This window comes from Actinoplanes sp. CA-051413, assembly GCF_050955795.1.
Taxonomy (GTDB): Bacteria; Actinomycetota; Actinomycetes; order Mycobacteriales; family Micromonosporaceae; genus Actinoplanes.
This window is the reverse complement of the sequence record NZ_CP192100.1, coordinates 2640201-2657655: the sequence shown is the minus strand read 5'-3', so window position 1 is coordinate 2657655 and position 17455 is coordinate 2640201. Positions and strand designations below refer to the sequence as shown.

Annotated in this window: 17 protein-coding genes and 1 pseudogene; 6 read left to right on the top strand and 12 right to left on the bottom strand. The window is 67.1% G+C overall.

Translation table 11 applies throughout. The features are described 5' to 3' along the window. Nucleotides 1-327 precede the first annotated feature (327 nt). Together ACQP2Y_RS12660 and ACQP2Y_RS12655 are read right to left on the bottom strand one after the other, a co-directional pair. Entirely contained in the window at nt 328-642 is a 315-nt protein-coding gene (locus tag ACQP2Y_RS12660; RefSeq protein WP_433727534.1) for a hypothetical protein, read from the bottom strand. A 9-nt stretch (nt 643-651) separates the two neighbouring features. After that, complete coding sequence (locus ACQP2Y_RS12655; RefSeq protein ID WP_433727532.1) at nt 652-3015, bottom strand: CHAT domain-containing protein; 2364 nt, start codon at nt 3013-3015, stop codon at nt 652-654. A gap of 954 nt (nt 3016-3969) precedes the next feature. On the opposite strand from ACQP2Y_RS12655, the gene ACQP2Y_RS12650 reads away from it, so the two are divergent. From ACQP2Y_RS12650 to ACQP2Y_RS12640, 3 genes are all read left to right on the top strand, one after another. Beyond that, entirely contained in the window at nt 3970-4206 is a 237-nt protein-coding gene (locus tag ACQP2Y_RS12650; RefSeq protein WP_433727530.1) for a hypothetical protein, read from the top strand. A gap of 77 nt (nt 4207-4283) precedes the next feature. Next, on the top strand, nt 4284-4640 hold the full coding sequence (locus tag ACQP2Y_RS12645; protein WP_433727528.1) for a hypothetical protein: 357 nt from the start codon (nt 4284-4286) through the stop codon (nt 4638-4640). Continuing rightward, entirely contained in the window at nt 4637-6112 is a 1476-nt protein-coding gene (locus tag ACQP2Y_RS12640; protein ID WP_433727526.1) for a hypothetical protein, read from the top strand. The genes ACQP2Y_RS12645 and ACQP2Y_RS12640 overlap by 4 nt, the downstream gene beginning before the upstream one ends. Nucleotides 6113-6305: 193 nt before the next feature. On the opposite strand, the gene ACQP2Y_RS12635 is transcribed toward ACQP2Y_RS12640, so the two are convergent. Next, the gene (locus ACQP2Y_RS12635; RefSeq protein WP_433731919.1) at nt 6306-7130 is read right to left on the bottom strand and encodes an IS5 family transposase; all 825 of its coding nucleotides are present in this window, start codon (nt 7128-7130) and stop codon (nt 6306-6308) included. A gap of 447 nt (nt 7131-7577) precedes the next feature. On the opposite strand from ACQP2Y_RS12635, the gene ACQP2Y_RS12630 reads away from it, so the two are divergent. Further along, a complete protein-coding gene (locus ACQP2Y_RS12630) occupies nt 7578-8108 on the top strand; it encodes a hypothetical protein (RefSeq protein ID WP_433727524.1) in 531 nt (176 codons plus the stop codon). Nucleotides 8109-8366: 258 nt separating this feature from the next. Here the strand turns inward: ACQP2Y_RS12630 and ACQP2Y_RS12625 are convergent, their stop codons facing one another. The 6 genes and pseudogenes from ACQP2Y_RS12625 to ACQP2Y_RS12600 all read right to left on the bottom strand — a co-directional run bounded on the left by ACQP2Y_RS12625 (nt 8367) and on the right by ACQP2Y_RS12600 (nt 12607). Next, nucleotides 8367-8705, bottom strand: a complete 339-nt coding sequence (locus ACQP2Y_RS12625) for a hypothetical protein (RefSeq protein WP_433727522.1) — start codon at nt 8703-8705, stop codon at nt 8367-8369. 225 nt (nt 8706-8930) lie between these two features. After that, nucleotides 8931-10043: pseudogene (locus ACQP2Y_RS12620) on the bottom strand (IS701 family transposase); the annotation flags it as partial. Nucleotides 10044-10351: 308 nt separating this feature from the next. Continuing rightward, nucleotides 10352-10702, bottom strand: a complete 351-nt coding sequence (locus ACQP2Y_RS12615; RefSeq protein ID WP_433727520.1) for a hypothetical protein — start codon at nt 10700-10702, stop codon at nt 10352-10354. Nucleotides 10703-10967: 265 nt separating this feature from the next. Continuing rightward, on the bottom strand, nt 10968-11198 hold the full coding sequence (locus tag ACQP2Y_RS12610) for a hypothetical protein (RefSeq protein WP_433727518.1): 231 nt from the start codon (nt 11196-11198) through the stop codon (nt 10968-10970). A 181-nt stretch (nt 11199-11379) separates the two neighbouring features. Continuing rightward, nucleotides 11380-12189 carry a DUF6461 domain-containing protein gene (locus ACQP2Y_RS12605; protein WP_433727516.1) on the bottom strand — a complete coding sequence of 270 codons (810 nt, stop codon included), beginning with the start codon at nt 12187-12189 and terminating at the stop codon, nt 11380-11382. 181 nt (nt 12190-12370) lie between these two features. Beyond that, the gene (locus tag ACQP2Y_RS12600) at nt 12371-12607 is read right to left on the bottom strand and encodes a hypothetical protein (RefSeq protein ID WP_433727514.1); all 237 of its coding nucleotides are present in this window, start codon (nt 12605-12607) and stop codon (nt 12371-12373) included. A gap of 182 nt (nt 12608-12789) precedes the next feature. Between ACQP2Y_RS12600 and ACQP2Y_RS12595 the strand changes: the two genes are divergently transcribed. After that, on the top strand, nt 12790-13335 hold the full coding sequence (locus ACQP2Y_RS12595; RefSeq protein WP_433727512.1) for a DUF2268 domain-containing putative Zn-dependent protease: 546 nt from the start codon (nt 12790-12792) through the stop codon (nt 13333-13335). Between the two features lie 105 nt (nt 13336-13440). Here ACQP2Y_RS12595 and ACQP2Y_RS12590 read toward each other — a convergent pair whose 3' ends face one another. The 3 genes from ACQP2Y_RS12590 to ACQP2Y_RS12580 all read right to left on the bottom strand — a co-directional run bounded on the left by ACQP2Y_RS12590 (nt 13441) and on the right by ACQP2Y_RS12580 (nt 16499). Then, nucleotides 13441-14403, bottom strand: a complete 963-nt coding sequence (locus ACQP2Y_RS12590) for an alpha/beta hydrolase (RefSeq protein WP_433727510.1) — start codon at nt 14401-14403, stop codon at nt 13441-13443. Nucleotides 14404-14516: 113 nt separating this feature from the next. Next, nucleotides 14517-15284 carry a helix-turn-helix domain-containing protein gene (locus tag ACQP2Y_RS12585; protein ID WP_433727508.1) on the bottom strand — a complete coding sequence of 256 codons (768 nt, stop codon included), beginning with the start codon at nt 15282-15284 and terminating at the stop codon, nt 14517-14519. A 150-nt stretch (nt 15285-15434) separates the two neighbouring features. After that, nucleotides 15435-16499, bottom strand: a complete 1065-nt coding sequence (locus ACQP2Y_RS12580; protein WP_433727506.1) for an IS110 family transposase — start codon at nt 16497-16499, stop codon at nt 15435-15437. A gap of 427 nt (nt 16500-16926) precedes the next feature. Here ACQP2Y_RS12580 and ACQP2Y_RS12575 point away from each other — a divergent pair, with 427 nt between their 5' ends. After that, complete coding sequence (locus ACQP2Y_RS12575; protein WP_433727504.1) at nt 16927-17373, top strand: PaaI family thioesterase; 447 nt, start codon at nt 16927-16929, stop codon at nt 17371-17373. The last annotated feature ends 82 nt before the right edge of the window (nt 17374-17455 follow it).

Here is a 17455-nt window from a genome sequence, read left to right as displayed (position 1 = left end):
AGGGCAGATCGTCGACCTCGAACTGCTCATAGCCTAACCGCTCCGCACCGACCTGCACTCCCCCGACGGCACGACAATTGCGTCACACCGGCAGAACTTCGGATGGGTCACTGCGCCAGGCGCGGTGACCCGCCCAACTCGACGGCAGGCGCACCCGGAGGCCAACGACTGACAACAGTCAACGGCGCACGAAATGACGGGCGAATGTGATGCTGAGGCGGCGCGGACTCCATCCGCGCCGTTCCAGGTAGAGCCACCTCATGGAGACGGCTGACCGGCCCCATGGCAGCCGTGGCTTGCCCGCACCAGGGGCTGGCGGCACGGCTGCTAACGGGAGCGAGGCCGCACGTCGTCGGGTCCGCCTAGTACTTCGGCCGTCGCCGGCTTGCCGCGCACGATTAGGGAGACGACGAAGTAGGTCAACATGCCGATGGCCAGTCCGATCGCATACCAGCCAAAGGCGTCCGATTCCTGCGGCAGCAGCGTGGTGACTAAGCCTCCGCCAACGGCCCCCAGCACGCTGGCGAGGTCGGAGACGCGCGCGGATGCCGTTGTCCGGGCCAGCGTACGGTAGGTGATGTATCCGGTGACGACGCCGAAACAGACGGCTCCCGTGCTCATGACCGTGTCGCTGTATGCCATGTCGGTTCCCTAGTGTCCGGTGTTGACGACGGGGAGGTGCAGATTCGCGTCGCAGTAAGGCGTGTAGGCCAGGCCCATCAGGTTGCCGCGCGCGAGCATTTCCCAGCGCATTTGTCGCAGGGCGGCGCTGACACCCAGGCCTGACCACAACGCCACGAAGAAGCGCTCCATGGCGTGGCAGGCGAGCGTGGACTCCATGGCGATCTCGGTGGCGATGACGCCGGACGCGCCCGCGGCGGCCACGAAGGCGGTGGCGAATTCGGTCAGCGTGTCGGGCATGACCTCGCCGCTGCTGCAGGCGTTCAGCACGACGAGGGGGCGCCGCGTCTCCCAGAGCAGTGGCGGCGAGAGCCGCGGCCAATTGGTCACGTCCTGGGGTGTCAGCCGGGACCGTGGTCCCAGGTCGAGCGTCGGTCGGAACGATCTACTTCCCGGGCGATCGATGCGTCGGCCGTGGCAATAGAAGTACAAGACGTCGGCTCCCGCGGCTACCGTCGTGCGCCAGGATCCTTCCTCAGCCTCGGTGGGAAGTTGCGGCCTCTCTGTCAGGTCGGCGAGCGCGCGGATATGACTGTCCCAGGTCGCGTTTGCCAATGCCGGATTAACGGCGACGACCAGTGCAGGAGGCCGTTCGTCGCCGGTGGTGATCGCCAGCTCGCGCACGGAACTGGACGGCGGCACCTCCAAGAGGTGGGAGAGCCCCCAGAATCCGAAAGGGCACAAGGTGCCTGGGTTGCCCTCGTGATCATCTTCGTGAGGGCACTGGACCGGAACCAAACCTGCCCAGGCCGAGCCCGGACCAAATTCCCGGGCGCTGCGGCACACCTTCCAGCCGCTCGGGTCACCCTCACCGGGGATGTCGTAGACGAGCTGCCACGGCACCGACATCCGCTGCCCGGGCGTCTTGACGACCTGGATCACCTGCACCTCGCCGGTGGCCTGACCGTCGTCGCGGAGGCCGGTGACCATCTCTGCGCAATCACGGGAGTCCGGAAGAAGGGCGGCCAGCAGCTCGCTTCCCGCGTACGCCAGGTCGGCTAAATCGACGAGAAAGTCATCGAAATCTTTCGCGGCGTTGGCGTCGTATCGGCATCGCAGCTCGCCGTCGGCCGCCGAGAGCTGGGCGTCGAACAGTAACGTTCGAAGATGCTCGGCGGCAGTCGCCGCCTGGCTGTCCGAAAAATCCAGTACACGGGCACGCTGCGATCCTTTGATCTGCAGCCCTGGCACGCCGGCATGGGACGTCGGCACCAGGCTGAGACTACGGTGGGCGAAGCTGCCCGGATCACCGAAGTCCCGGTCTAGGGTCCAGCTCACCGAGGCACTGGCGGGCTTGCCAGGCGCTAGTTCGACTAGAAAAAGTTGGAGCAGGGTGGGACCGATGTAAATGGCCAGCTGCCACATGGCGGCCTCCAGGGACCGGTCCACATCGACCGCCCATTCCACCCATTTGGTGCGGTTTGCCTCGGTGCAGTAGTGCAGACCACCCTTGTTGCAGCTGCACCACCAGCTGGGGCCGGTCCGGGGAAGGAAGAATGCCCGCGTCCTGATGGGCTGATGTCCCGGCGCCGTCAGGACCGCATCCAGCCACCATCCAGTGGGAGTGGGCGGAAGGCGGTCGGCCGGGAATGGGGCGTTTTCACTGTTGGCGACCACGCTGTCCGGGTGTAGAGGACCGATGTTGAGGAGTACGTCGACGTATTGGTTCGGTCGCAGAGCTCCTCTAATCGTTTCCCGCGTCTCCATGTCCTGCACCAGTACGTTGGCGAATCGTCGGCTGGCGTCCCCGACTGCTTCATTCGCTGTCGTTTCGTCGTGGACCGGTGCGGCCGCTCCGAGAGGACGAAGGGGCGGCAAGGCTTCCCGGTATGCCGTCCGCAATCGGGTGACATACGGAGTGCGGCGTTCCTGCAGGACTTGCCACAACGGACCGCGCACGGTTTCGCCGGCCGCGTCGACCGCGATGATTTCGGCGAAGTTCAGAGGCTTCTTCCGGATGGGCACGAGGTGCCGGGGGTCCGTGGTGACTACGACGGTGCTGACCCAGAACTCGCTCAGCCCGCCCAGGAGTTTGTTGGTCCCCTCCTCACCCCATTCGCGGAACGCGGCGTCAAGATCGTCGAGGATGAGCAGATAACGTCCCGCGTTGTCCCCCCGATCGCGGCGGAAGAAGGCCACCAGGCTCGCCACACTTGTCCGCAGGCCGTGCCGCGGACCGGCCGACAGCCGGACGAAGCGGCTGCGTTCCCACCGCTCGAAACGACACACGACACCGCCGAGATCGATCGATGCCCGATCGGCAACCGTGCGCCCGACGTATTGCTCCAACGCGGCCGCGGCCCGCGCGGGGGTCTCTCCCACGATGACCAGCACGGGAGGATCCCGGTGCGGCTTGCGATCCGACACCGAACCCCCCACTCTCGCGACCTATGATCCACTCCGAACTGCTCAACGAGACAGAAGTTGCCAGGACGCGTCACCCGATGGTGCGGCCGCCCCAACCAGTCCTCGAGCGCCTACGGCCGCCACCTTTCCGCGTCGTCGGGGGCGAGGTCCCGGATGCGCAGGGCCCGAACCGGATGGCGCGATACCGATCCCGGTCGTACGCCTGATCGACCACGATCTCGCCAACCAGCAGCGGCTCGACCTGCACTGATTGCCGCGGCATGACCGCTAGCGCGACGTGGGGTGCCAGAGCGGGCTGATGTCGGCGCGTGTCGATCATTGACCGCCGCCTCCCTCGAATGGTTGCTCTTGCCGTGCCACCGAGTCGGGTCCTCCCACGTCCCGGTCTAGATCGCCATGAGCGTCAGCAATCCGACAGTTCCACGATGGATCGGGTGCGTACGATCCCCGGCGCTGGACCTAGGAGGCAGACGTGTCGTTCTTCAGAAAGCGAAACGCTCAACCGACCAACTGCCCACTCACACCACCACTCGCACCCCGCCGGCCCGAGTCGGCCTTGGTACTTCTGAACGTCCTGACGGCCGGGCTGAAGGAATCGCTGTCGGACAAGCACCGGTCGCAGAATCGGTCCTTGCTCAAAAGCCCGGTCGACGCCTCGACGTCCGCCGAGGAACAGCGCGCCTTCGTGGCGCTCGACTGGCCGGTCCGCGTCTGGACCCCAGCCTGGACGGCGATGGTCCCCGGTGTGGGCCAGGATCTGGCGGCCAAGCTTCAGGAGCTGCCACCGATCACTGAATTCGCCTCGGCCGAGGCCGCAGGACTCTTCGTCGGCCTGCTGGAGAGCACGTCGCCCAGGCCGAGAAGACGATCGCCTAGTACAAGGGCAATCTGTACGAGGCCGCGGCTGCCGCCTTCCGGAGCGTGTCCGGCCCGGTTCGCGTCGAGTCGGCGAGCGCCGCCGTGGCCGACGCCGCCGCGTCGACAATCGTCGAGGCTAGCCTGGCCGCCCGGACCGACGTCGCCCTGACCGGCGCGACGGCCATTTCACTGCTGGCCAGCCTGGACGGCGTGTCGCCTTACATCCAGAACTGGGCGTCCGGTCCGCGCGAGGTCAACGCGAAGGTCATTCCCACGAGATCCTGCGGTTCCGCTCCCTGACGCCGCCCATCGGCGGTGCGACAGCATTGTAGTGACGATCCCCCCCCCCCCCCCCCCCCCCCCCCGAGAGGCGACCGATGACGGTAGAGCAGTACTGGACCAAGACCGACGACGAGCTGTACGCCCTGCTGGGCGCCGAGCTCCTCGGTGAGGGCGTCGGCCTGTCACCGGAGGGCGACGAGAGCCACCGGCGCTTCGGCAAGGAGTGGTTTAGTAACAAGCACCGGGAGCTGCAGCGCAAGGTCTGCCACGACGAGCGGATCCAGCCGTTGCTCGGCACGACCGGCTCGGACCGGCTCGTCGACGCGATCACCGTGGCCGAGACGCTGCGGCTGCTCGATGACGCGTCGCTGCCGGCGATCGGTCTGGTCGCCGTACTGATCGCCCGGGTCGGCCTCGGCGAGTTCTGCCGCAACGCGCCTCAGCCCAGATGAGTACCGGCCCGGGCGCCAAGTCCATGGCCGAGATCCTGGCCACCAGGATCAGGAGCGACCGTGAGGACCAGCTGGAGGAAATGATCCAGCGGCTGACCGAGCTGGACGCGGCCGACGACCTCGCCCAGCTCGACGAGAACACCCGCGGCTGGCGGCAGAGCGAGTGGAGCGCCCGGCACGCCAACCCGGTCGACGGGCTGATGGCGGAGCTGATCGCCGAGGTGATGGCCGCCATGGCCGACCTGACCGACCGACCCGAGCGGCTCGCGCGGGTCTTCGTGGTCACCCTTAAACAGGAGAGTGTGGCGGCTCGCCTGCGGCAGTTGGCCGACGGCTCCGCGCTCGTCTACTTCTCCGACGCGACGTTCACCCTTTGCCACCTCTACGCCGGCTGCGCGGCCGAGGGCCTGACCGGCCTCTATTCGGGCGGCCGCCTGCGCGACCTGTGGCGGGTGGCTCGGTCGGTCCGCAATCACCAGCGGTTGGGAGCCGACCCGGCTCTGCTCGGCGGCCTGCTGCGGTACTACCTGGTCAACCAGCGGATCCACGCACTCGCGGCCAAGCTGAGTCACCGCCTGACGTCATCGGCCGAGCCGCTCGGTGTATGGCTCACCGCCCAGGCCGTGACGTTCGTGCTGGGTCACGAGATCGCCCACCACGTGCTCGACCACCGTCCCGCCACCAGCGACTCCCCGCCTGCCGACGACCTGTCCGCGTGCCCGCTGAGCGAGCAGCAGGAGTTCGAAGCGGATCTGCTCGGCTACCGGGCGGCCGCCCACGTCGGCCGGCGCGACGCCGCCCGGATACCGGCCGGCACCGGCATCGACCTTCCCGAGACCGGTGCCGCGCTGGGCTCGCTGATCGGGATGCTGGCGATCCACGTGACCGAACAGGGATTGTTCATCCGGCGCGGGCGCAGCCACGCGCCCGCTCCGGCCCGGGCCGCCCGGCTCCTGGACGAGTTCAGCGACCCGGTCCGCCGATTCGCCGAGCCGTTCCAGGCCGACCTGCTGCGAGCAACCCGTGACGCCGCCGACTTCTCGGCCTCAGGCCGTCCGTTCGACCTGGCCTGGTTTCACGCACAGCCGCAGGTCAGCACGCCGCTGCCGCTGCAGAACCTACAGACCGTCTCGACTCTGGACAGGTTCCAGTGCCGTACCCGGGAGGATCATGCCGCGGTGCTCGTCGGCATCGACGAGATCTCCCCGTACTCGCTGGCCGCCGGCGCCCGCACGGGCCTAGCCGGTGATGCCCGGGCCGCCCTGCTCGGCTGGAGCGTGCCGGATGCCACGGCCGACGAGATCTGTGCCCCGCACCGGGCGCTGGAGTTCTCCACGCTGGTCGCCAAGTTGCGGGCGGCGTTCGCGGCTCAGGGCGTACCCGAGAGGGCCCTGCTCGCGGGCAGTCTGGCCGGTGCCCAACTGCTAGCTCCGCTGTTGAGCCGAGGTGAAAATGCACCCGCCGAGATCTGACGTGCCGGTCAGCCCTTCCGGCCTTCTTGCTCATCTACTTCCACTTCTACCCCGTATTCAGGCCCACTGGCCCACGCGGATGCCGGTTGCTCAGCTTTGGGGCGATGACAAGTGGACTAGGCCGACGTAAGAGGGCATCTGATCCTCTAAGAGGGCATCTGATCCCAGCCTGTCCGATTAGCCAGCAATGCGGTCATAACCCATGCCAGGTTTGGGTGGATTCTTCGGTCAGCCTGAGCATGATTGTGTTAGACATCGCCCACTGGACCATTGCCGCGGAACGCTGCGGCAGCGACTCGTAGTCGCGGACCAGGCGCCGGTGCTGCATCAGCCACCCGAACGTCCGCTCGACTACCCATCGGCGCGGAAGGACGCGAAAGCCCTTCTCTGTCCGGCGTGGCACTACCTCAACGTTGATGCCTAGGCCCGCACCGTGACGCAGCACCGAGTTCTGGTAGCCGCCATCAACCCAGACCTTGCTCACCGTCGGATGCTCAGCGGCCAGCGTGCTCAACAGGCCCTTGCCGGCGGCGGAGTCAGACACCGACGCCGCCGTGACCACTACCGCGAGCAGAAGTCCGAGGGTGTCGGTGGCGATGTGCCGTTTCCGTCCTTTGATCTTCTTCGCGGCATCGATGCCCTGCTCGGATTCCTTTACGTTGCAGGAGGTTTTGACACTCTGAGCATCCAGCACAGCGGCGCTCGGCTCGGGGTCACGGCCCAGCGCCTCACGCACCCGCGACCGCAGAAGATCGTGGATGCGAGCCGTGGTGCCGTCTCTCTCCCACTTGGCGTAATAGTCGTAGACCGTCTTCGCCGGCGGGAAGTCGTGCGGCAGATACTCCCACGCCATGCCGGTCCGTGCCACGTACAAGATCGCATTGACGATCTCTCGCAGATCATGCACCGGCGGCCGGATCCCCAGACCCCGCCGAGCCTCACGCCACCGCACCAGAACGGGCTCGATCAACGCCCACCGGGCATCCGAAAGATCCGTACGATATGGAAGCCGCTCCATCCCCATGCTGACCCAACGAGCGATCACGGCCGATGACGTGCGCGAACGCGAACTATCCCCTTAGAGGATCAGATGCCCTCTTAAGGATCCCGCTCCCCTTTCGGGATACCTCGACTCGCATGTCCCAGTGCGGACGCCTATTCGGCATGATCAAGTGCGATCAACTCGGCACGACCGCGCGTTAGGCCTACCCTGGCCTGCGTCACACGGCGTTAAGGCCGTCGCCTGCCACCGCGCACGCTCGGCGGCAGATCAGTACGTCAAGTGACGCAAGATCGGCGCAGTGCATCATCAGGCTGGGTTAGCTCCTCAACGCCCGGCTCCGGCACGCTGATCGGACCCGTCTGCGGCTGCGATCTCCATCTGGACACCGCCTTTTCCTCCTCTGGAGCAACTTCCTGCCGATGATGGCCGGCGAGTTCTGACCAACGAGAGGCCGACCATTTCGTGAAGCGCAACCGTGTTGTCATCGCTGCCGCTATCAGTTTGTCCCTGACAGGTCTGACCGGATGCGCCTCCGAGAATGTCCAGGCGTCGCCACCGGCAAGTGCCGCTTCGGCCAGTTCGGCCCCGGCCGGGCCGGTCATGACGATCAAGCAGGCCGGTGAGACGTACGCGAAGCTCAGCGCTGCTTCCAACGCCGCCCGAGACAGATGGATGGGCGCCCCCCAACCGACAGAGGCAAATCTGGCCCGGCACAAGAAGCTCGCAGCCGGCGCGGCCGATGCCACCGTCGCCTTCTCCGAGGGACTCCGCAAACATCACTGGCCCACCGAGGTCCGGCCCATCATCGCCAACTTGGACGAGCACCTTCAGCAACGCGCGACCGCGTACAAACGCGTCGCCGCCGCCAGCACCGTCGTCGAATACCTCGCAGCCGCAGGCGAGGTGCCGGTGACCAGTTCCCTGACCGGTCAGGTGCGTCAGGCGCTCGGCCTGCCGGAGTCCGCGGTGGTCTCGGGCGTCGCCCCGCGATAACTGTTCGGTGCGGCCGCCGGTCGAGGATCAAAGAGTCGAACCACCCGATCGAGGTGACGAAAGGGTGGCTCTCGTATGCGGGGATAAAGCGCAGGCCGTAGGCCACCACAGCGCCTCCGACCGATCAGGGGCATGGGCTGGCGATGATCGTGTCGCCTCAGTGAGCTGGAGATCGAGGAGTCCCGGACTGGCGTCGTCCGGAAGACCGCGACCGGGCGTGGGCGGAATCGTGGCTACACCCCGGCTGGTCGGCGGAGTTCAGCAGGAGCAGCTCGGGTCGCTGGCGTAGACGTTGATGTAGATGACCAGAGGCAACCAGACGGTCAGCGGGATGGTCCAGGCCAGCCAGTAGCGCCCGGTCGGCAGGCCCATGCGGCGCGCGGTGCCGGCGCGGTTGATGACCAAAGCCAGCCCGAGAATGCCGGAAAACCGCGTGGCGAGGACGATCAGTGCCACACCCGGAGCCGTTTCGGTCGGCGCCTGCGGATAGCCAGGGGTGTAAATCGCCGGGTCATGTCCGTACGGAACGGGGTGGGGTGCCGATGGCCATGGGGGCGGGTAGCCGCCACCGCACGGCTGCGGGTATTCGTTCGTCACATGCGGCTCCAACAGCGCCTAGTACTGCAACGGCACTTAGCTGAGTGGGTAGCCGCGGCGTTTGTAGTGGCTGAGGCGGGCTTGGTGCTGGCGTCTTCGGCGCCAGTCTGACCACCACCAGACGTGGTGTTTGGGCTGGTGGATGCGGACGAACAGTGCGGCGAGCAGGCGTCTGATCTCGGGTACGGTGTAGCCGATTTTCATATGCTCGTTGGTGCTGGTTCCCCCTTTAACGTAAGGGGTTCTGGCGACGACGAGCCACGCGTGAGCCGCCATGGACAAGGTGATGTGGGCGTACCAGGCCCGCCAGTCACGGACCTGGTATTCGTCCAGGCCGGCGGTGTTCTTGGCCTGCTGGAAGCATTCCTCGACCGCCCACCGGGATCCGGCGATGCGGGCCAGGTCCATCAGCCTGGTCTTTCGAGGTCCGTAGCAGACGTAGTAGGCCAGCTCACCTGTGCTCATGTTGCGTCGGGCGAGCAGCCAATACCCACGCCCGGTCTGCCAGAACACCCGGATCGGGATCCGTGCCCAGTAATACTCGCGCGGTCCGTGAGCGCCCGCCCCGCAGGAGATCCGCGACCAGGCCCGGCCTGGCAGGGACGCGATCAGCTCGTCGACGCGGGCGAAACCCATGCTGGTGGTGACAACGTCGTCGTTACGGCGGGTCGCGACCACGTGCGGCTGGTCGTGTTCCTCCATCCAGACCCGCAGCGACTTCGACTGCCCGTAGGCCTCGTCCATCGTCACCCACCCGGCCGGAACACCAGAGGCGAACGCCCTGGCCAGCATCTCCCGGGCCATCTGCACCTTGGTGGCGAAGCCGACCTCGTCCGGGACACCGGCGGCCCGGCAACGGTCCCGGTCGTCGGTCCACGCCGTGGGGAGATATAACTGCCGGTCGATCAACGCATGACCTTTGCTCGAGCGGTAGGCCATGAACACCCCGACCTGGCAGTTCTCGACCCTGCCGGCGGTGCCGGAGTACTGCCGGGCCACCCCGGCAGACTTGATGCCCTTCTTCAAGAAGCCGGTGTCATCGATGATCAGCACCCCGTTCGGGTCGCCGAGGTGCTCGATCACGTAGTCGCGGACATCGTCACGCACCGCGTCAACGTCCCAGTCCGCCCACCGCAACAGCCGCTGCATACCGTCCGGTGAGATGTCACCGGCCTGCTCGGCCAAGGTCCAGCCGTTCGTGCGGTCCAGGCCCGCGACCAGTCCGGACAAGTACTGCCGGGCCCGCCGCCGCGGTTCCGAACGTGTGAACCGGCCCGCGAAACGGGCATCCAACCGGTCCAACTCGGCCGACCACACCGCAACATCGACATCCGTCACACCATGTCCAACGAGCCGATCATGAAGACGTCTCGCCTGCTTACTGCCGTTGCAGTACTAGACAGCGGTCCGCGCTTCCTTTCGGCTACCCGATCCGCAACTTGACGACTTGTGACATCTGAGCGCTCCGTTGGCCGGATCTCCTGGATGCCCTGCGGTACACGCCGCGCACCACCGTCAGCGGTCGCGGCCAACTTCGGCGCCAGGGCGCCGCGCGTTCTCTGCCGCAGAACAATGCGCGGCGCCAGCGGGGGGCCGACGTCCCAACGAATGACCTCGAATACGCGACTCCGTGGAGATCAGCGGGATCAACGGAAACGTGGCCAGCCCAGGATTCGAGGCCATCGCCGGGTTTGCTCCTGCTCGAACAGGAGGTCCGCGAGCGCCGGGAGATCGTCCGCGAGCGCCGGATCCATTGCCACCTGCGGGTGCTCCAGGTAGGTGCGGAGCCGACCCCGTAGTTCCACTGGCCGCCTCTCATCCATCGGTGTAAGCGCCACGCGCCCGTCCCGGACCGACGGGCTGATGCAGGTGCCATCGGCGCCGAAGAAGACGTACTCGTCGTTCTCGACGTCGATCGCCTCGAAGTAGGCCTCGGCGTGCGCCAAGGACTCGGAGACGTACACCTCGTTCGAACCTTCGAACGCGTAGACCTTCATTGGCACCTCATGGTGCGAGTCCGCCTTCGCCCCGGACGCGGCGCAGGCCGAATCCCCAACGGCGTCGCCGAAGCGTCGGAGCCTGCCGCGGGCCGCTGTTGCCAAGCTCCAGTGTCGCACCGTTGCCAAGCGGATCGTGGCAGATGAGGACACCGCCAGCATTAGCACGAAGGTCGCGCCAGGGGGTGCCCCGCGGCCGTACGCTGCGCGTAGCCGACCGTAAAGGGAGCCCTATGGGATTGTCAGCTCGCGAATGCCCTGACTGTCACCGCAAAGTGCGGGATTCCTTCCAGAAGACGATCACGGGTCGAGAGGTGTGCCCGGACTGCGCGAATGCCCTGTTCATGGGATCCGCCGCGGGAGCCATCACCGGGAACACCGGCTCCGGATACGGCGTCTGGGCGATGCTGATGCGCAGGATCCGTCGTACGGGCTGAGCCGTGGTCGACCGTCCAGCAAGCTTGTGCGCGGGGCGCTGCTCCTCGATGCCGCGCACTATCGGCGGCATAGAGTGCACTGAGGGCTATCAGTCGCGTTTGATGTCCCTAAGCCATCGGCTCCGTGGTCTTCAAGGCGAGCGCGGAGCTGGGGGACGGTCTGCGGCCAGTCGTCGCCCATGGCGTTCTCGGCGTGCAGGACGAGGATTGATGGATCGAAGAAGTCGAGGACCTCGACGGCTACCATGGCTGCCTGTCCGCGTCGCCAGACCGGGTCGATTTCTGCGGCACCGTCTCGTCACGGGCGAGCATCTGCTGGACAAGGTTGCGTGTCGTGTTTCTCACCTGTCGCTTCGTCGCCTCGTCAACCCGTACGTTCGCTCGGCGCGCCTCGATGGCACGGGCCAGAGCCGGGTCGTTAAGGCCAAAGCGGTCGGCGAGTATCTGTGCCAGCCAGGCGAGAGCGGCGTGGCGACGAGGGTTCTCCTTCTGCCCGAGCAGATCGACGATCTCGCCCTCCGGTGTCGGTACGGGCGGATCGCTGGGAATTTCGGGCGTGAGCACGGTGAGGCGGGGCCGTTCGAACCAGGAGAAGTCGAGCCGCACACCGGTCCGGATCTCCACGAGCGCCAGCATCGCGGCCCGCCACGACTCACCGGCCGTGGCCCACAGTGGTCCCCGTTGAGCCTCCAGCGCGTCCGGCACCGTTCCCCAGCGCTGCAGCGGATCCCCACCATCGAACTCCGTGACGACCTCGCCAGCATGTGCGTAGCCGAAGGAGTTGTCATTCTCGATGTTCCAGTACGCGCTGTACACCGCGTTGACCGTGCCACTGAGGCGTCGCAAGACTTCCGGCCGACTCGCCTGGAAGCCGTTCACCTCAAGCAGCGTGACCCCGCTACCGCTCGCGTCGAGATACCACCGCGTGTACGTCTGCTGCTCGTAGTCGTCGTCTACCGGCCGCTGCCGGACAACCTTGCCCGGATCTCCGCCCAAGCGCCTTACGGCCGACTCGACGTTGACTCCACCGGTGACCACCGTCCATGACATCGCGTCGGTGAGCCATAGATGCGACTCGTTCAGCAGATCGGTGTACCGCCAAAGGATCTCCTCGTACGCATGATCAGTATGTCCCAGCTGATCAGACCTCGCCGGCGAAGCCTTAATCCCTCCCGCAACTGTCGCATCAACAGGTGTCGCCGCGGAATGATTACATCCTCGGCTCGGCATGTCAGGCAAGGAGCGGCACGGGCGGAGCACCGGCAGTCGCGGAGCGTGGCTGGGCTGCATGCACGGTCGGCGGCAGATCAGTGCGCTGCGGTATCAGTGTCTTCCCATGGTCATGCGCCGCTGCGACGATGTCACCGTGAGGATCCGGGATCTTGTGGAACCGTTCGCCGAGTTCGCCGCGGTGGAGACGAACGATGACCTGGTTGCCCGATGGCAGAAGATGATTGTCGAGCCTCATGCGGAGCTTTATCGCGCGATCGAGCCGTGGCTGGACCCGGCCGACGCCGGGCGGAAACTCCCGGAACTAGTACATCGTCACGCGGATCTTGTCCGTAAGGGGCAGCGGGCTCACGAAGCAGTGTATCGGGCCTATGCGTTGCTGAGGCAGGCCTGCCGGACGCCGGCCCGATCGACGCTGTCGTGCTTGTCGGGCTCGGCGAGGCCAATGGGTGGGCAACGCCGGTCAACGGTCGGCCAACGCTGTTCCTGGCCGTCGACCGGCTGCCGGAGCCCGGGTACGACGTCGTCCTCGCCCTGCACGAGATGGTGCATGCCGAGCACCTCCGGCGGACGACCCACTATTGGCCGGACAGCCGGGTCGATGACGATCTGTTCCGGGAAGGACTCGCCGTGCACGTGACGGCCCTGCTGATGCCCGAGACGCCGGCGAGTGGACGGCTCTGGTTCGCGCCGGGATACGACGGGTGGATCGCGCGATGCCGGCACCTGCAGACCCCTCTGCAACGACGCGCGCTGGCCGACCTGCGACGTTCGGACGTGTCCGACCTCTGGTTCAGCGGCGCCGCCGACCGCGACGGCGACCTGCCTGGTCGGTGCGGATACTGGCTCGGCGAGAATCTGGTCGACCGCCTGATGGCTCGCAGCTCGCTCGACGCGGCGATGAGCTGGTCCCTGCCAGGTGTGTCATCGCGTCTGCAACACCTCCTCGAGGAGCCGACGGCGTAGTTCGAACACGGTCCTCCCGGCCGATGGAACCTCACGTCAGCCACCGTCACCCCGCCAACCGGCGCGCACGGACGGCGGCAGAAGCGGATGCCGTCTGAGGGTCGGTCATCCTCGCGAGGCCGGGTAAAGACGGTTACGTAGGAAGGTGAGGATTTCGCGCCGCGCTGGTCGGGCGGCCGGCACTAGACCTGGGATGCTCAGGAAGGTGTGGGTGGCCCTCGGGTAGCAGGTCAGGCGAGCGTCGGTGCCGTCTTCACGGAGTCGTTCGACGTAGCGACGTCCATGGTCGGCCAGCGGATCCAGTGCGGCCGTGATGACCAGTGTCGGTGGCAGCCCGGCGAGGCTGTCGAACTTGAGGGGTGACACGTCGCGAGCGTCAAGGCCCGGTGGGACGCTCAGCTTGCGGGCTATGCGCAACCGGGACAGCGACAGGGTGGGATTGTCGGCGTTCTCCTCGATCGAGGAGTACTCGGTCATGGTCTCGGTCCAGTCTGTGGCGGGGTAGTTCAGCACCTGGGCAAGGAGCGGCGGGCCGTCCTTGCCGGCGCGCAGGGCGATGAGCGCGGCGATCGTGCCGCCGGCGCTTTCGCCCATGACCGCGACGGCGCCGGGATCGACGCCCCAGCCGGCGGCGTCTTTGACGAGCCGGACGACGGTGTCGTAGCCGTCGTCGATCGGCTGGGGCAGCGGGTGCTCCGGGGCGAGGCGGTACTCCACCGATACGACCACTGCGGGGCAGCAGGCCGCGAGGTGGCTGTTGAGCCAGTCGTTCTGCGCCGCGGTCCCCGCGAAGAACCCTCCGCCGTGGAACGACACGATCAGCGGCAGTTTCCGACCTGCGTCCTTGGGGCGGTGTACGCGCAGCATCAGGCGGCGGCCCGGAAGATCGATCGTGGTCTCCTTGACGTGCGCGCGACGGTCGGGCAGGCCGGTGATGATCCGTGCGGCACGGGATGATGCTGCCCGATTGGCCTTCTCACGCGCGGTGATCACCTGATTGTCGGTCAGGGCCTCCCAGTCCTGGGTGTCCCTGAGAATGCGGGTGCCTAGAGGAGCCGTGCTTCTCATGTGTCCTCCGAGGTGCAAAAACGCTATGAGCCCACTGTCACAGCCACCGCCGGCTTGTGGATTGGACGAATGTTCCCGGGCCGTCAGCCACGGACCTCCGACCGAGTGCTGCGTTAGGGCCGGGCAGGCCACGCGACATCGTCGACGGCGAGGAACGGCGCGCTCGCCACTGCCGCGGGTGTCACCCCGGTGAAGGTTATGACGTCGCGATGAAGGTGAGACTGGTCGGCGTAACCGCTGTCAGCCGCCACCCGGGCGGCGGTGTGACCAGCGGCGAGGCGGTGGGCCGCGTAATCGAACCGGATGAGCTGGGCGGCGCGCTTGGGGGTGATGCCAATCTGCGACCCGAACCGGGACCACAAGCGTTTGCGGCTCCATCCGACCTCAGCCGCCAACCGCTCGACCCGCGTCCGCCCCCGGCTGGCCGTCATCCGTCCCCAACAGAATGCGACTTCCGGATCGACCCCGCGGCCTGCGTCGTGACGCCGGGCCAGCGCGACCTCCACGATCGTGAACCGGTCATCCCACGACTTGGCGGCGCGCAGCCGCTCCTGAGTCCGCACGGCGTCGGCTCCCCAGAGGTCGTCGAGGTCGAGTACTGCCCCGCTCAGCTCCGTCGCAGCACCTAGGACCGCGTGCGCGGCCACGGGCGACAGCCGTACCTGAAGGCAGGTGAAGCTACCAGCCTGGCCCTGCCCTCGAACGCGCTTAGGCGCGAGTCCGGCGACCACACGCCCTTGTTGTTTCTGCCCATTGCCGTCCTCGAGGACCATAGCCCCGTCGCCGAGGTCAAAGACCATCATGACAGTCGGATGCGGCACCACCTCAACGTCGACGAGGCTGTTGGCCCGATCGCTGAATCCCGCCATGGTGACGCCCACCAGCCGACTCGGCCGCAACGGGACCGCGATGTCCCAAGCAGGTGCACCGACGCGGACCGGCCTGGCAGATCGCACCCGACGATCGTACGCGTCATCTTTCAAACCGCTCGGAGTCCGTAGGGTCTGTACAACGAACGGCACCTCTCTCTGTCAAGGCGTCGCCAATAGAGAGGTTCCCGTGTCCTTGATCATGGTGCGGAAGACGACGTCGGCGAGGCGTCGCTTGAGGCAGCGCATGGCCCCCTTATGGGTCTTCCCGGCGGCGCGTTTGCGCTGGTAGTAGTCCCTTCCCTGTGTTGGCCTCTGGGTTTGGGTCATCGCCATGACATGCAGGGCATAGTTCAGCTGGCGGTCGCCGGCCCGCGAGAGGCGATGCCGCTGAACGTCTCCGGAGGAGACTTCTATGGGCGCAACGCCGCAGAACGAGGCGAACGCTGACTCGGATCGGAACCGGCTGACCGAGCCGGTCCGGGCGAGGATTTTGGCGGCCATGACGTCGCCGATGCCGTGCAGGTCGGTCAATGTCGTGCCGCTGGCCGTGACGGCGGCGCTGAGCGTGGCGGTGGCCTCGGTGATCCGCCGGTCAAGCCGGCGGAGCTCGGCGAGCAGCTCGACGGCCAGCCGCCGCAGGGTGCGGGCCAGCAGCGTGCGGGGCCGGATAGTGCGTAGCGCCGCAGCCGCGGCCTCGGCGGTCAGCTTGCGGGGCAGGCCGGATGGGATGAGTTGAGCCAGCAGGACGTGCAGGCGGTTGACCGTCTGGGTGCGGGTGCGGACCAGGTCGTCGCGGTGTTCGGTTACTGCCCGCAGAGCGGCCAGGGCCTCGTCGATCACCGTGGTGTTCAGGCGGGTGGCGGTCAGTGCAGCGATGCCGACCGAGAGGGCGTCAGCTTCATCGGTCTTGCGGCCGTGGCCGGTGGACAGCAGCCGGACTCGCCGGGCTAGCTTCGCGGGAACGTTGACCGCCTGGATATCGTCGGCGGCCAGGCGGGTGGTCAGCGGTGCGCCGAGACCGGCGGCGCCTTCGATCGCCCAACTCGCGTCCGGCCAGCGGCGGGCGAAACGCCGAAGCTGGCGGTAGCCGTCGCGGTTGACCGGCACCCGGATCGATGCCACTGGCTGCAGCCGGGTGTCGACCGCGACAGCGGTCCAGGACGCCTTGTGCGGATCAATAGCAATGATCACCGGGCTGGACGCCAGGGCGGAGGTGGAAGGCACGCGTTCTCCTCATAGCCGGAAGCAAGGGGGGCTTGGATCCGGCGAGGAGGGCAGACCAACTTCGGGTGTCACAGACCTCTCTCGAGCCACTCTCGCCGGCGGCCGTGGCCGGGACGCATGCCGTTCGGCAGCCAGCCCGCAGGCGGCAGGTGTAACTCGAGCGACCCCTGCCACGGCCTCGACGATCATGGCTGCAGACCACGATCACCGCCACCGATCAAACAAGTTGGGAACCTCTCTATCGGCGACGCCTTGACAGAGAGGGGTGCCGTTCGTTTGACAGTCCCGAACATGGACACGACGCTCGTCGCCGACCCGGCGGGTCAAACGGCACGGCACGGGCTGCTACCCGCCGATTCCCGGCGGTCGTGACGGCGGCGCGGGAGTCTGGACCCGTCTGTCGTAGGCGTGTGTTACACAGTCGGGCATGGAAATCGACGCGGTCGCTGACGGCCGCACCGGGCCGTTCTGGGACGCCATCGCCGGTCGCGTTCCTGCGCCGCCGGCTGCCGAGACGCTCGGCTGGCGGCTCGAGGCGGTCGATCCCGTGGCGGGCACGGTGCAGGTTGCGTTCGAGGCCAGTACGGCCTTTCGTAATCCGATGGGCAACATCCAGGGCGGCTTCCTCGCCGCGATGCTCGACGACACGCTCGGCCCCGCGCTCGTTGCCACCCTCGAGCCTGGCCAGTTCGCCCCCACGCTGGAACTGAAGGTCAGCTTCCTCAGGCCGGCCCGGCCCGGCCGCCTGGTCGGTTCCGGCCGCATCGTGCACCGCGGCGGCACCATCGCCTTCCTGGCGGGCGAGCTCCGCGACGCTGACGGCGACCTCATCGCCACCGCGACGGCAACGGCGCGCATCGTGCGGACGGGTTGACCCGTGCGCATACAGAGTGCACGCGAACGCCGCCGAGCGGCTCGCGCTGCGCCGGTTCCCGGAGCCGATATGCCGACTTTCG